This window comes from Salinimicrobium sp. WS361 (genome assembly GCF_050750585.1).
Lineage (GTDB): Bacteria > Bacteroidota > Bacteroidia > Flavobacteriales > Flavobacteriaceae > Salinimicrobium.
This window is the reverse complement of record NZ_JBOJLM010000001.1, coordinates 234,299-247,915: the sequence shown is the minus strand read 5'-3', so window position 1 is coordinate 247,915 and position 13,617 is coordinate 234,299. Positions and strand designations below refer to the sequence as shown.

Here is a 13,617-nt window from a genome sequence, read left to right as displayed (position 1 = left end):
CTTTTACCCAACAGCTAATTTTTGACTTTCTTTTAAAATGTATGAAGGCATAGGTTCAAGAAGCCTCCATTCTACACTCATTGGTTTTGCTCCTTGAGATTTAATAAATTCTGTTTTCCCTAAAAATGTGTATGACATTGTGAATCCATATTCATCAACATTTTGTTCTCTAACAAAAAGTAGAATTTTCTTTCCAATCTTCTTATGCTGAATGTAAGATTCTCCTTTTGGAGAGTTAGGAGAGATGCTATTCTGAGATTGCCAATGAAAAAGTGTTTTATTCACAGCATAATCTTCATACATAGTTGTGGGTGAATATTCTTTTTCGGTTTTCTTCAGGGTAACAAATAATGCTTCTACATTGACATTTTTATTAAATGCTGCTCCTTCGCGATTTGAGGATTTTTTACTGAAGGTGCTCATTCCTATTGCAGCGAGTATCTCTTCCCGATTATACCTGCTATGGAGCTTTAACGGGAATGGGAAATCTAAATCAATTTCTTTCTCTACAAACTCAATTTTTTCAATTAGATGCTCAGTGAATTCTTGCATTTCTTGTAACATGACTGGGTTGTTTCTAAGTGAGGCGATACTCTCTTTTGCATTTACAAAATTGAGTTTTGTCCCAGCTTCCTGCCATACATCATAGTGGAACATTAGAAGCATTATTTGCTCTTCTTCAGTCAGCAAATTTAAATTGGCCTTAGGAGAAATAATTTTCTGAATAAATTCCAAATAGCTTAATGAATTGCAATACATAAGCTTCTTTTGCATACAACTTGTTAGCTCCTTCTCTTGGGGTTCATCAAAATCTGGGATAACCTTTGCATCTGCACATAATCTCTTCCAGCTTCCCTTCTTGTAAATTTGGCGAAGTTCAAAATGGTGAAATTCTAAAAAATTGTTTAAAGTAAGTGGGAGAGTGGAGTGGTGCTTAAACTGCTGTATTTTAAGCAGAATTTGAGGTCTTCTAAATTCTGTAGCTTCTCGAATGTTTTTTAAAATTACTTCCTTAGCCTTTTTCTCCAGTACAATAGAACAGCCTAATGGCAAATGCGGGAATTCATCTTCTATTTCCTTTATTATAGAGGTGTGAGTTTTCCCAACAAGCGCTCTAAATTTATGTTCAAAATCATATTCTGCCCGAGCATTGCCTACAAAGTCTAAAACAGTCAAGCAGTCTTTATTTTCTGCAAGTCTAAGTCCACGACCTAATTGCTGGAGAAAAACAGTTAAACTTTCTGTAGGTCTAAGGAATAGTACTGTATCAATATTAGGAATGTCGACACCTTCATTAAAAATGTCTACCACGAATAGGTAGTTTATTTCTTTTTTAAACAGTTTATTTCGAACTCCTTCGCGAGATGAACTATTACTACTTACAAGATAATCAGCTTTTAATCCAGCTATTGTAAATTTTTCTGCCATGTATCTCGCATGTTCTTGACTCACACAGAATCCTAATGCCTGTACATCATGAGTATCGGTTAAATACTCCTCACAATTATGAATGATATCAGAAACCCTTCTGTCATTTTCGGTGTAAAGTTTAGTAAGTTCATTTACTTCATATTTACCATTCCTCCAATTGACATTAGAGAGATCAATAGTATCAGAAAGAGCAAAATATTGGAAAGGACTTAATAGCTTTCGGTTTAAAGCTTCCGGGAGGCGTATTTCTGCAGCAATTTTGTTGTGAAAATCTTCAGCGATGTCTCCTCCATCCATTCTTTCGGGTGTGGCTGTTAAACCTAAAAGTATGTTGGGAGCAAATTTTTTGAGAATTGGACGATAACTGTTTGCAACAATATGATGTACTTCATCAATTATTATATAATCAAAGAAATTGGAACCTAGGCCTAATTTGTGTAGCCGATTATTTAAAGTCTGAACGGATGCAAAAATTTGATTATAATTTACAGGCTCATTCCCGTCTACCCATAATTCTCCAAAATTGGCATTGCGAAGTACATGCTGAAAAGTTATTTGAGCCTGCTGTAAAATTTCTTTTCGATGTGCAACAAATAGAAATTTAGCACTCGGATTTTCTAAATAAAATCTCTTGAAGTCAAAGGCAGAAATAACAGTCTTTCCTGTTCCAGTGGCTGCAACCAATAAGTTTTTATTTCTATTATGAACCTCTCTTTCAGACTGGAGTTTAGATAAAATCTCCTCTTGATAAGGATATGGTTTTAAATCAAAGAAGGTTGTGATTTGATTTGTGCCGTATGAACTTTGTCTTTTAAGAGCACTACTCAATTTTTCTCTATCTCTCCCTTTTTCGTAGAATTCAAATTCTGGATCCTCCCAATATGTTTCAAAGGTTTTCTGAAACTTATCGATGATATGTCCGATTTCCTGAGTAGTAACTTTTAAATTCCATTCCAAACCATTTGTGAGTGCAGAACGTGAAAGATTTGATGAGCCAATATAACCCGTATGAAATCCAGAATTCCTTAAGAATAAATATGCTTTAGCGTGTAAACGTTCATGTTCTGAATTATAGGAAACCTTAATTTCAGTGTTAGGTAAGGAAGAAAGATATTCAACCGCCTTTACATCGGTGGCTCCCATATAGGACGTGGTAATAATCTTTAATTTCCTTCCGCTATTTGTAAACTCTTCTAGCTCTTTTTTAAAGATCCGAATTCCAGAGTATTTAATAAATGAAACCAACCAAGAAATTTCGTCAGATGAAAGTATTTCCTTTCTCAGTTCACTCTCCAAAGAGATACCTACGTTGTTACCTGTGAATAATTCACTTTGGCTTAATCTAGTATAGGGAGTGATTTCTTTTAACCTGGCTTCCAAATTTGAATAAGGAAAATCAAGTTTTGAAAATACAGCTTGCAGAATTTTTCCCTCAGTTTCTATCAAGTTTTCTGTTAAATCCAGATTTTTTAGTTCTGTCGCAAGCAGCTGTATTATTTTATTAGAAAGTTCGATTTGAAGTAAAGGACGGTCTTTCTCCTTTATTTCATTCAGAGCATATTTAATGGTTTCGGCGAGATAAATACTTAAATGCTGTGATGCCTCTTCCTTGTCTAGAGTAGTTTCACTTATGTGAAATTTTTGAGTATCAACTAAACTTAATTTGTTAGCTACGAGTTTATTTATTAGTTGTTCGTAGAGACCTGTTTCGAAATTCATCTATAATTTTGAATGTAATTTTGAACAATAGGAATGTCTGCTTTTGCCCAATCAAATTGTGTTAATTCACTTGAACTCACCCATTCAATTTTTAAGTGTTCTTTTAAATTAATTTCAAATGTTTGTAGGGAACAGCGAAATGGAATTAGTTTAATAGATTTTTCGTCTGAATAAATATGAATATTAGAAGGTAGACGTTCTTTAATTTCTATTTCTACGCCTAATTCTTCTTCAATTTCTCTTTTTAGGCAGTCTTCTAAATCTTCACCTTTTTCAACTTTCCCGCCTGGGAATTCCCACTTTAGCGGCAGAGCCATATTTTGGCTTCTTTGTGCACAAAGAACTTTTTGATCTTGTTCTATAATTGCACATGTTACTATGATCACCTTTAAAGAATAGTTGTTTAGATAAATGTAAGGAAATACTTTAGAAGATGTTGTTGTACACAGGGAATTCTGATCAAACGACCCTCTCAAAAACCCCATTTCCCCCTCTGCCTAAACTTCCCTAATTAGTGTTGTACGGTTTAAGAAATTAATTTCAATTATCAAGAATAGAAAGTATTGGTCTGTTTTCTGTCACAGAATATTAAGGATTAAGATTTCTTCATTCGGGACTTAAACTCAATCCAAAAGCAGTGAAATTAAGGGGCTTGCCGAAAAAACCTATTGTTCACCAGATGTAGCAGGTTCCAAATGCATTTCTTCCCTGATATCTTTAATCCGTTGCCCGGCCAACCTGATAAGTTGAGGATTACCATATTCCCCAAACCTGTCAAGGTAGGCCTGGTAATAGTTCATCCTGGTTTCCAGATCTTCATAGTAAGAATCGGCAGCTATGGCCCGTTCAAACATGGCCCGCTCATTATCGGGATTTTCCTCCAAAGCTCTATTAAAGTAGGTCAGCGCCTGTTTTGGCTTTTTAGAAAGCTTATAGGTAAGTCCAAGACTGGTAAACTCTTCGTCAAGAAGTACATCTTTTAATAGGATTGCCTCTAAGAGATGTACTTCAGAGTTTTTATATTCTCCCTTTAAGGCGTAGAGTTTCCCAAGGCTGTAGTGGGTGGAATGATTCTGAGGCCCGTAATGGAGCGCTTTATTAAAATGTTCTAGAGCAGAATCATAATCCTCAAGATAAAAGTAGGCTGTTCCCAGTCTACGGTGAATAAATTCGCTACCCGCGCCGAGATCGACTAACTTTTCAAATTCTTCTATTGCCAGTTTGTATTCCTTTTGAAAGTAATAAGCCTGTGCTAAGATTGAAAGCAATGTTTTATTGGCAGGATTGAATTCCAGGCCCTGTTTACTCAGCCTCTCTGCTCGCATCAGTTTTCCGTGAACCAGTTCACTTTTTGCCACTTTTGACAGGGCCTGTTGATGGTGCTTTTGAAGCAGAACGGTAATATTATAATGTTTTATTGCAGTAGAATCCTTTCGCTGTTCTTTTACCAGTCCCAGCTGATAATGAAAATTAGCATTCATAGGATATTTTTTCACCAGCTCTTGAAAAATACTGTCGGCTTGCTCCAATTTTCCGGTAGAAGATAACAGTCTTGCATATGCTACGGCCGTGAGCAGCTTTTTTGGGTTGACCTCCAAAACAGTCTTGTAATACGATAGAGCCGCAGCAGGATTCCCCTGTGCCTTGTGAGCCTGGGCCAGCTTAAGAAGCACAGCTTCAGATTGGGAATTCACCTTTTCAAGCTCTTGAATAGCTCCGGAATAATCTCCTACTGCATAAAGACTATCGGCCATGGCTAAAGCCGAAGTTTGGGCTTCGGCTTTAGTGGAAAAGATTATAATAATGATGAATAAATTCTTAAGCTTCATCAACTAGTTATCAGAAGCTTTTTTGTCTTCAGAAGTAGCTTCGGGAACCATAAAGCTAATTGGCAGGGAATACAGTACTCCTACTTCTTCTCCTCTTTGTTTACCCGGGGTCATTTTTGGGAGAAGATTTACTACCCGCCTTGCTTCTTCCTCAAGTGCAGGGTGTGGTGCCCTTGCTCCCAACACTTCCACAACTCCATTTTTAGCGATCTTAAACTGTACATAGATCCTGTTCAGACCTGTTAATCCTAATTCTTTACCCAGAGAAGTATTGAAATTAGTGTTTACAAACTGGTTTATTTTTTGGGTGATACATTTGGCCTTTTTCTCTCTGGTTTCAAAACTTTCACACCCCGGAAAAACAGGCAACTCTTCAACAACTGCAAATGGAATATTAGGCATTTCCTGCCCTACTTTGGGAACAGAGGTTGGAGGTTCAGGGGCTGGAGGCGGAGGAGGCGGGGGCGGCACTTGTTGAGTTGAAACTTGTTCATTTCCTGTTTTGGAAGAGCTACAAGCCACATAGGTTAACATGGCGGCCATGAGCGGCAGAATGATCAAAAACTTGAACTTTGAAACTGAATTTGATTTGGTTTTTTGCAACATAACTATTCGTTTTTTGATGATTGAGTGATTAAAAAATTGATTTATAAATGAAATGTCTTTAGTGTTAAAAGCTGAATTGAGCAGCTGTTGGAAATAGTCCTGTTTTTTGACATTTTTGACTACCCCGGCATCGGCCATAAATTCATGCACCGCTGATATCCTTGACTGGTAGATGTAAATAAGCGGATTGAACCAGAAGATGATCCTCAACAGCTCAAAGAACAGCAGGTCTAGCGTATGTCTCTGCCTCACATGTACGATTTCGTGCGACAGAATTTGCTCCCGCTCTTTTTCTGAAAGCCTGGTACCAAGAAATATGGTTTTGTAAAAGGTGCAGGCAATATCGGAATCTGGCACTTCCACAACCTTCATTTCTGAAGTGTTCACCACCGGTTTAAAATGAAAGAGCTGCCTAATGATCCTAAGCTTATTAAAGAAAAAACCCAGACTAAAGAGGAGCCCTCCAAAATAGATAAGCTGCAACCAATGATCTAAAAGCACATTTTTGGCAGCTATAGTACTTCCTGCATCACCTAAATCGGTTTTGGGCGCTTCCCCTAAAAACACTTCGGGAAGCATGACAAAATTTTCAGCAGGAATGGCATTTTGCAGCGCAGAGATCTTCAGCAGAGGAAGTAGAAGTGCCAGTATGGGGGTAACAAGTAGATAAATGCGATTATAGCTGAAAAAAGTTTCTCTCTTTAACAACAGCTCGTACACCACAAGGAAGATGAGCTGAAAAACGATGGTTTGTAGAATGTAATGCAGCATAATTCTCTATTTTTTGTTGATCTCCTTCAGGATAGCTTCCAGGTCGGCAGTATCCATCTTGTTCTTTTTCATGAAAAAAGACACCATACTTTTAAATGACCCATTAAAATATCCGTCTACGAGTTTGTTCATGCTTTGATCTGTATAGGTTTCTTTTTCCAGGGTAGGGAAATAGATATAGCCTTTACCCTGCTTGCGGTGGTTCACGAATTCTTTGCTTTCCAAAATCCGCACGATGGTAGAAACCGTGTTGTATGCAGGTTTAGGCTCGGGCATTTCTTCAATTATTGTAGCCACGTTGGCTTCTTTAAGATCCCAAAGGATCTGCATGATCTCCTCTTCGGCTTTGGTCAATTGCTTCATAACATCTTAATGTATGAGCTAATATAAACTAAATATTTAGTTCAAACTAATGTTTTAGTTCTTAATTGTTGAGCTTCTTTCTCTATCTTAGCCCTAAAATGACATTTATGGACCTTATTCTGGTAGCACTGGCGGCCATTCTCATGCTCGTAGGAATCCTTGGAAGTTTTTTACCCATGTTACCCGGAATACCAGTAAGTTGGGCAGGCCTGCTGTTACTGCACCTCACTTCGGCCATTCCCATGAATTATACCTATCTTGGTATTACCTTACTCATCACCATAGTCATTTTTGTGCTCCAATACACTATCCCGGCCCTGGGCACCAAATATCTTGGTGGCAGTAAAAAAGGGATGTTTGGTGCGACAATAGGCCTCTTCGCCGGAATCTTTATTCCTATCCCCTTTGCAATTTTAATAGCTCCCTTTGTTGGGGCTTATTTGGGAGAGATCATCAATAAAGCCGACTCCCGTACTGCACTCAAAGCGGCAACGGGCTCCTTTATTGGGTTACTGGCTTCTACTTTTATGGAATTTATAGTAACGGCCATTTTTCTTCTGCTCTTTATTTACAAGCTATGGGAATTTAGAGCACTGCTTTTTTAAATATCCTTTAGCCACAAAACTTTAAACCTCCTTGATCTCATTTAAGAAAAATCAGAAATGACATTTTTGACTACCTTATAAATTGTCTTTATTCTGAAAATACTTCCTGTCGCAATTGGAGATTTTACCTTCATACCTTCAGCAGCACAGGGGATGATCAAGTTCACCTGAGAGGCCGGTAAATAAATTTTGCTGATAACCTTCAGACGAAAATGATTAGATAATTATCTGATAAACAAACTATAAGCATCCTCAACTCTTAATTTTTTATCATTCCCAGGCGGCTTTTGCTAGCAAACCTTAAGTTCTACTTAAAAGCTTCAGGTTTTAAGATTAATTTAAAAATTTCTTCCTTCCAAAGCATTAAATTGAGGTGTAACCAATTAAAAATCAGCTATGAAGAAGTATACATTATTATTACTTGCACTGCTCCCTTTAAACTTATTTGCCCAGGAGGGAGTGGGAACAGCCGTATTACTTGAGGAAACAAATTTCTTTATCGCGGTAGTTGCCGGAGTATTATTAGCACTGGGATTCCAGTTACTGTTAACAGCCATTTCGGTGGCGGGCGGCATTACTGCAGTTGGAAATATCCGCAAGAAAGCCCACAAGTCAGACACCGACAGGCAGAAAGCTAAAGACACCCATCACGATGACCATGATGACGATGGTATGAATGTAGGGCAAAAGGTCTCTACCGGGCTTGGGGTATGGACGCTTGTTACTACTGCTATTGCTCTATTCTTTGCCAGTCTTTTTGCCGTAAAGCTGGGATTAATAGGTGCCAACTTTATTGGGGCTACCCTGGGGCTTGTTATTTGGGCCGCATTTTTCATGGTAGTCACATATTTAGAAGTGAACATGGTGACTTCTTTAGTAGGAGGTTTGGCCTCAACCGTAAAAAATAGCTTATCATCTGCGGGTTCCGTCTTTTCTAAGTCTGATGCCGGTGTCGCAAAAGATGCTGCCAGAACAAGAGCAAAGACTGAAGCAAAAGAAATGAGAAAGCAGTTTGAAAAACTTTTCTCTACACATGATGTAGATAAGAAAGTTGATAACTATGTCAAACAACTGAAGCCACAGCGCATAGACATACAAAACCTGAAAAAACAGATCAAAGATTTGATCACCGACCTACAGGTGACAGAAAAAGATGATTTTGATTATCCAAACTCAGTAAAGAAACTGATCCTGGAAGAGGCCGATAAAAGTACACTTTCAAAAGAAGACAAGGAAGCTGTAAAAAACCACGTGAACAGTATTAAAGACATTGCCCAAAGCGATGCCACGCCTCAGGAAAAAGCTAAAGCCGGAATCGAAGATCTCACCCCGGCCGACCGTGAGCAGATAAATAAATACCAGGATAAGATAAAAGAAGCACTGCAAAACACTAATAAGAGAGAGCTACAACCTGAACAACTTGAGCAGGATCTTAAGAAGATCCTCAACGAGCCGGGGCAGGCAACCAATATTGCCAAAGCAAAAGCCAGTGCCATAGACCGTAATACCCTGGTAAAACTTCTCGCATCTCAGGATATGGATGAAAGAGAAGCTGACAAGCGAATTTCACAGGCCGAAAAAGTGCTGAATAAAATAGAATCCTTTTTTAGTGAAGGTCAAAATAATGCTGAAGCCAAAAAAGGTGAATTACAGCAGAAAAAAGGAGACCTCGAGGCCAGGGTTAAAGCTATGTTCTCTAGCGGCACTAATGACCTCAACAGGATCTATTCAGATTTCACTGCCATCTTTCAGGATTCGGGTGCAGGACCAGATTTGAAATATAAACTGGAGCATTATAACAAAGAGGAAATGATCACCATGATCTCTAACAGGACTTCTTTAACCCGTGCTGAAGCAGAACCTATTGCCGATAAGATAGTGAGTGCCAGGAATACTGTTCTTGAAAAAGCCTATGAGGTACAGATCAAGGTAAACGAGAAGATGGAAGAAGCAAAAGAGAAAGCACTTATTGCAGCTGAAGAATCGCGGAAAGCAGCTGCGACCGCAGCATGGTGGCTTGTGGCAACCGGTGTGGTTTCAGCAGCAGCATCTGCTGTAGGTGGTATGCTTGCGCTTGAAGGTATATTCTAAAATTAAATTATGCTGTGCTAAGGAGGTAAATACGATTATTTCCTACCTAAGCCCCTGTAAGTTCTAAGAGACCTGTTTAAAGAGCTGTAACTTCAAATTGATTTCAGGATTTGGTAATTAAAACCAGAACCGGCTCATTTTGAACAACAAAGCTTCTTAAGCAGGTCTTTTTTACACCCCATTTAAGCTATTATTTTTAAGATATTTTTGTAGATTATCTAGTTTTATTATTAAATAATTGCTAATTACTTAAGCGCAGGAGCAGCAGTTTACTACTTTGGTGGTCTCAAATGAAAATTAAAAACTATGAGAATCACAAATTTATTTGCCGTTCTGGTGCTTGGAAGTTCGTTACTTGTCTCCTGTCGCGAGACTGTTACAGAAAGAGAAGTGATACGTGAAAAAGAAGTCGAGGTTGAACAAACAGAACCTCTCGAAGATGAAGATAGTGAAGGGATCATAGAACGCACCGGTAAGAAAATAGACCAGGAAGTCAATAAGGAAATTGACGAGGAAATAGACAAAATAGGAGATGACAATTAATTTCCCTCATATCCAGGATTGTCAAAAATGTCAAAAAAAAAGACATCTTTTCCAGGAAGGGAAATCACAAAAAATAATTAACCACAAATACATAAAATATGAAACGTATTGCGCTATTATTTGTACTGCTGTTCACGATGAGTTCAGGATTTATTTCCTGCCGTGACACCGGGAGAGAAGCCGATGATGTAGAAGAGGTAGGTGAAGAGATTGAAGAAGCCGGTGATGAACTGGAAGATGAGCTTGATTAATTCTTAACTAAATCAATCATTATGAAAAAGTACGCTTTATTACTGTTCTTTTCTTTTGCTTTGTCAACTTCCCTTATTTCGTGCAGGGAGACAAAAGATGCTGCCGAAGCAACCGGCGAAGCTGTAGAAGAAGGAGTAAATGAAACCAGAGAGAACACAGGGCTGGGAGGCCAGGATGATCTCTAATAACAACCACTAACCAACTTTAAACGGGGATTAAAATATCCCGAAAAACGGCCTGATTTATTTCAGGCCGTTTTTTTAGTGTTTAAATGTTTTGAATTCACTCTTAAGATCTTCCATCGACTGTTGTAACTGCTTCAGCAAGCTACTTTCGGAAGGGGCATCGAGGTTAAAAGTGAGTTTGGAATTTACCTGCCACAACTCCTGAATATCATTTACCCTCACTTCAATAGGCAAATATTCTTCATTTAAAGAAATGAGCAATAGTTTTGAAGGATCGGGTAATTTCTGAAGCTTTTTTACCAGAACTGAGTCGTAAAGTACTACCACATAGATCCTGTTATTGCTGGCTTCCTCAATTGTGGGAACAGCTTTTCCCAGAACCCACTCCCCCGGCCTGAAGTTGGGCAGCATACTGTCTCCCTCAACCTGAAAGCCCCTGTGTGTGGCGTTTCGGTACTCGGGCAGGGGAATATCAAAGGCCGGTAATTGTTGATACCATTCAACATCCTGCACATTGTGTGGATAACCCGCAGCGGCCTTTACATTAACCAGCACAATGTTTTCTTCCTCTGCACTGTTAAGGCTCACCACTTTGGGGCTTATATCTCCTTTAGTTACCTGCAGATATTTTTGGTTGCTTTCCCCAAACAACCACATCGGATTAATAGCGAATTGGCGCAGCAATTCAGCCACCACTTTTCCCGATAGTTTGGTACGTCCTCTTTCAATATCGGCCGTAGAATTTTTGATGCCCAGCAGGTTAGCAAACTCGGTTTGGGTAAAGTTATTCTCATCCCTTACCTCTTTAAACCGCTTAATTTCTTGTGATACATCTGTTCCCATACAAACAAATGTAGCTATTTTAGGAAAATATCCAACTTATTTATAGGACATTTTCCTAAAGTTTTCCATTTTTTTACCTGTAACTAAAGAAGTAACATTCCTTTAGGAAGAAAAAGGGAGAATAAACCCTATTTTTCAATAATGGAAACACATTACCTGATCCTCGCAGGCCTCGGTTTCGCTACCATCATTATGGCATGGCTACCGTCTTTTTCAGAAAAGCTGAAGATAAGCTCCCCCATTCTATTGTTGCTTATCGGGTTTGGCCTTTATGCAGTGGGATTGCCCCTGGGTTGGCCAGATCCTTTGTGGGATGATCAAAGCCTCATGTATTTTTCTGAAGCTTTGGTCATTATTTCACTCATGGGCGCCGGTTTAAAAATTGGCGCAAACTACAGCCTTAAAGCCTGGCGCAAACCCCTGCTACTGGTGTTCATTACCATGCCCATTTGCATGGTTTCAGCATTCCTGCTGGGGCAGTATTTCCTGCTGCTCAGTTTACCATCCAGTCTTTTACTGGCAGCTGTTCTCGCCCCCACTGATCCCGTTCTTGCCGCCGAGGTACAACTTGATGATCCACTCGAAGAAGAAGAACATGCCAACGATATACGGTTTACACTTACTGCCGAAGCCGGACTCAATGATGGGATCGCCTATCCCTTCTCCTATCTTGCTGTACTCGTGGCGCAGGCTGGGAGCTGGGCCGCATTCAGTTTTACAGACTGGCTTTGGGACAAGTTACTTCTGAAAGTAGTTATTGGGGTTATTTGCGGGCTGTTCATTGGATGGCTCATTGGACATTTGATGGACCGTATCCATAAATACGCCGGCGTAAAAACCTTTGTGGGGTTCCTTGCCCTCTCCCTTACTTTTATGACCTACGGCGTGACCGAATTACTTCACGGCTACGGCTTTCTCGCAGTTTTCTTCGCCGGCTTCAGCCTTAGGTATTACGAAAAGGTAGATCAGGATTACAAGAAGAAACTGCACGACTTTGTCCAGGAGATGGAGCACCTTTTTATGGTGATCTATATCCTGCTTTTTGGAGGATCAATAATGAACGGCATGCTTACGCTAACCGACTGGAAAGGGGTGGTTTTCGCCTTTCTGTTTGTTCTTGTCGTTAGACCGGTCGCGGGACTCATCGGGTTATGGGGCGTAGAGAAGGACTTCAAAAGTAAACTTGCCATTAGTTTCTTCGGAATTAGGGGAATTGGCTCTATTTTCTACCTCTCCTGGGCTTTTGTGACTTTCGACTATTTTAGCCATAAGAATGAATTATACGCCATTACCGCCTACATCATTCTCATCTCTATTGTGATTCACGGCTTCACCGCACCTTCGGTGATTGGTCACTTTAAAAAGCGCGGAAAGTTTGAAAAGAAAGGCTCTACCCTTGAGGATTAACAAATGTTTATAGCAAATATTTGAACTTCTGCTGAATGAATTTCTTATTTTAAAAGGAAAATTCAGAAAAACAAGAAAAATGAGCAAAGGCTACCATTCTTCCCAAACCGTAGAAAAACCATCTGAAATCTCCTCCTCTGGCTGGAAATCTATTGGGATTGCAGTTAAAGATCAAATTGGAGAAGACAATGTTTCCATCGTTTCGGCAGGAGTCGCCTTTTATGCGTTTTTAGCGGTGTTCCCGGCTATAGGGGCACTGGTTTCTATTTACGGCCTTGCGATGGATCCGCAGAGCCTTCAGGGGCAACTGCAAAAAATTTCACAGGTCATGCCACAACAGGCCTTTGAGATTATTCAAACCCAGTTAAAAGATCTGGTCTCCACACCTCAAAGTGCCCTTAGCTGGAGCCTGGCCATTGGGATCCTTCTAAGTTTATGGAGTTCCAATAAAGGCATGAAATCGCTCTTCACAGGCATTGATATCGCTTATGGCACCAACAATGAAAGGGGCTTCATCAAACAAAACGCCCTCACCTTACTTTTTACTTTTGGTGCTATTCTCCTGGTGATCATAAGCCTGGGAATCATTGTGATTTGGCCCGTGATCATAGACGAAATCCCATTGCCGTCTACAATAACCGCCTTGATAACCTGGCTGCGCTGGCTTATTCTCGCTGCCATGGTGGTATATTTTATAGGATTGATCTATCGCTATGCACCTGCAAAACCCACTTCTGCTTTTAAATGGGTGCTGCCGGGAGCCCTTATTGCCACCTTACTGTGGTTAATCGCCTCCTGGGGATTTTCATTCTACGTGAAAAACTTCGGAAGTTACGGCGAGGTGTATGGTTCTATTTCAGCAGTAGTAGTGATGCTGCTATGGCTCTTTCTTACCAGCATTATTATTCTTATTGGCGCTGAAATCAATTCAGAAATAGAAAAATATTCCCGCACTAAACCCTAGACCCACAA

The 13,617-nt window shown here is 39.6% G+C and carries 13 protein-coding genes; 7 read left to right on the top strand and 6 right to left on the bottom strand.

Annotated features, from left to right (window positions below):
- Positions 1-3: 3 nt before the first annotated feature.
- The 5 genes from ACQ93I_RS01145 to ACQ93I_RS01125 all read right to left on the bottom strand — a co-directional run bounded on the left by ACQ93I_RS01145 (position 4) and on the right by ACQ93I_RS01125 (position 6,719).
- Entirely contained in the window at positions 4-3,150 is a 3,147-nt protein-coding gene (locus ACQ93I_RS01145; protein ID WP_431696769.1) for a DUF3427 domain-containing protein, read from the bottom strand.
- Positions 3,147-3,536: a (deoxy)nucleoside triphosphate pyrophosphohydrolase gene (locus ACQ93I_RS01140; RefSeq protein WP_431696768.1), complete on the bottom strand. Its 390-nt coding sequence runs from the start codon at positions 3,534-3,536 to the stop codon at positions 3,147-3,149. The genes ACQ93I_RS01145 and ACQ93I_RS01140 overlap by 4 nt, the downstream gene beginning before the upstream one ends.
- Positions 3,537-3,815: 279 nt before the next feature.
- Complete coding sequence (locus ACQ93I_RS01135; RefSeq protein ID WP_431696767.1) at positions 3,816-4,979, bottom strand: tetratricopeptide repeat protein; 1,164 nt, start codon at positions 4,977-4,979, stop codon at positions 3,816-3,818.
- A 3-nt stretch (positions 4,980-4,982) separates the two neighbouring features.
- Positions 4,983-6,356, bottom strand: coding sequence for a M56 family metallopeptidase (locus ACQ93I_RS01130; RefSeq protein WP_431696766.1), 1,374 nt, complete (start codon positions 6,354-6,356; stop codon positions 4,983-4,985).
- Between the two features lie 6 nt (positions 6,357-6,362).
- The gene (locus ACQ93I_RS01125; RefSeq protein WP_266067937.1) at positions 6,363-6,719 is read right to left on the bottom strand and encodes a BlaI/MecI/CopY family transcriptional regulator; all 357 of its coding nucleotides are present in this window, start codon (positions 6,717-6,719) and stop codon (positions 6,363-6,365) included.
- A 107-nt stretch (positions 6,720-6,826) separates the two neighbouring features.
- Here ACQ93I_RS01125 and ACQ93I_RS01120 point away from each other — a divergent pair, with 107 nt between their 5' ends.
- From ACQ93I_RS01120 to ACQ93I_RS01100, 5 genes are all read left to right on the top strand, one after another.
- Complete coding sequence (locus ACQ93I_RS01120) at positions 6,827-7,324, top strand: DUF456 domain-containing protein (RefSeq protein ID WP_431696765.1); 498 nt, start codon at positions 6,827-6,829, stop codon at positions 7,322-7,324.
- A gap of 396 nt (positions 7,325-7,720) precedes the next feature.
- Positions 7,721-9,415 carry a hypothetical protein gene (locus ACQ93I_RS01115; RefSeq protein WP_431696764.1) on the top strand — a complete coding sequence of 565 codons (1,695 nt, stop codon included), beginning with the start codon at positions 7,721-7,723 and terminating at the stop codon, positions 9,413-9,415.
- Positions 9,416-9,721: 306 nt separating this feature from the next.
- A complete protein-coding gene (locus ACQ93I_RS01110; RefSeq protein ID WP_431696763.1) occupies positions 9,722-9,958 on the top strand; it encodes a hypothetical protein in 237 nt (78 codons plus the stop codon).
- A 98-nt stretch (positions 9,959-10,056) separates the two neighbouring features.
- Positions 10,057-10,209, top strand: a complete 153-nt coding sequence (locus tag ACQ93I_RS01105) for a hypothetical protein (RefSeq protein ID WP_266067940.1) — start codon at positions 10,057-10,059, stop codon at positions 10,207-10,209.
- 21 nt (positions 10,210-10,230) lie between these two features.
- Positions 10,231-10,395 (top strand): hypothetical protein, encoded by a 165-nt coding sequence (locus tag ACQ93I_RS01100; RefSeq protein ID WP_431696762.1) that lies wholly within the window; start codon positions 10,231-10,233, stop codon positions 10,393-10,395.
- Positions 10,396-10,470: 75 nt separating this feature from the next.
- On the opposite strand, the gene ACQ93I_RS01095 is transcribed toward ACQ93I_RS01100, so the two are convergent.
- The gene (locus tag ACQ93I_RS01095) at positions 10,471-11,238 is read right to left on the bottom strand and encodes an XRE family transcriptional regulator (RefSeq protein ID WP_431696761.1); all 768 of its coding nucleotides are present in this window, start codon (positions 11,236-11,238) and stop codon (positions 10,471-10,473) included.
- A gap of 141 nt (positions 11,239-11,379) precedes the next feature.
- Between ACQ93I_RS01095 and ACQ93I_RS01090 the strand changes: the two genes are divergently transcribed.
- Both ACQ93I_RS01090 and ACQ93I_RS01085 read left to right on the top strand, forming a co-directional pair.
- Positions 11,380-12,645, top strand: a complete 1,266-nt coding sequence (locus ACQ93I_RS01090) for a cation:proton antiporter (protein ID WP_431696760.1) — start codon at positions 11,380-11,382, stop codon at positions 12,643-12,645.
- A 79-nt stretch (positions 12,646-12,724) separates the two neighbouring features.
- Positions 12,725-13,609, top strand: coding sequence for a YihY/virulence factor BrkB family protein (locus tag ACQ93I_RS01085; RefSeq protein ID WP_431696759.1), 885 nt, complete (start codon positions 12,725-12,727; stop codon positions 13,607-13,609).
- Positions 13,610-13,617: the final 8 nt, after the last annotated feature.

Excerpts from the sequence above, each read along its gene's own strand:
- ACQ93I_RS01125 (WP_266067937.1), bottom strand. The coding sequence starts at position 6,719 with ATGAAGCAATTGACCAAAGCCGAAGAGGAGATCATGCAGATCCTTTGG.
- ACQ93I_RS01145 (WP_431696769.1), bottom strand. The coding sequence starts at position 3,150 with ATGAATTTCGAAACAGGTCTCTACGAACAACTAATAAATAAACTCGTA.
- ACQ93I_RS01130 (WP_431696766.1), bottom strand. The coding sequence starts at position 6,356 with ATGCTGCATTACATTCTACAAACCATCGTTTTTCAGCTCATCTTCCTT.
- ACQ93I_RS01135 (WP_431696767.1), bottom strand. The coding sequence starts at position 4,979 with ATGAAGCTTAAGAATTTATTCATCATTATTATAATCTTTTCCACTAAA.
- ACQ93I_RS01105 (WP_266067940.1), top strand. The coding sequence starts at position 10,057 with ATGAAACGTATTGCGCTATTATTTGTACTGCTGTTCACGATGAGTTCA.
- ACQ93I_RS01100 (WP_431696762.1), top strand. The coding sequence starts at position 10,231 with ATGAAAAAGTACGCTTTATTACTGTTCTTTTCTTTTGCTTTGTCAACT.
- ACQ93I_RS01085 (WP_431696759.1), top strand. The coding sequence starts at position 12,725 with ATGAGCAAAGGCTACCATTCTTCCCAAACCGTAGAAAAACCATCTGAA.
- ACQ93I_RS01110 (WP_431696763.1), top strand. The coding sequence starts at position 9,722 with ATGAGAATCACAAATTTATTTGCCGTTCTGGTGCTTGGAAGTTCGTTA.
- ACQ93I_RS01090 (WP_431696760.1), top strand. The coding sequence starts at position 11,380 with ATGGAAACACATTACCTGATCCTCGCAGGCCTCGGTTTCGCTACCATC.
- ACQ93I_RS01115 (WP_431696764.1), top strand. The coding sequence starts at position 7,721 with ATGAAGAAGTATACATTATTATTACTTGCACTGCTCCCTTTAAACTTA.
- ACQ93I_RS01095 (WP_431696761.1), bottom strand. The coding sequence starts at position 11,238 with ATGGGAACAGATGTATCACAAGAAATTAAGCGGTTTAAAGAGGTAAGG.
- ACQ93I_RS01120 (WP_431696765.1), top strand. The coding sequence starts at position 6,827 with ATGGACCTTATTCTGGTAGCACTGGCGGCCATTCTCATGCTCGTAGGA.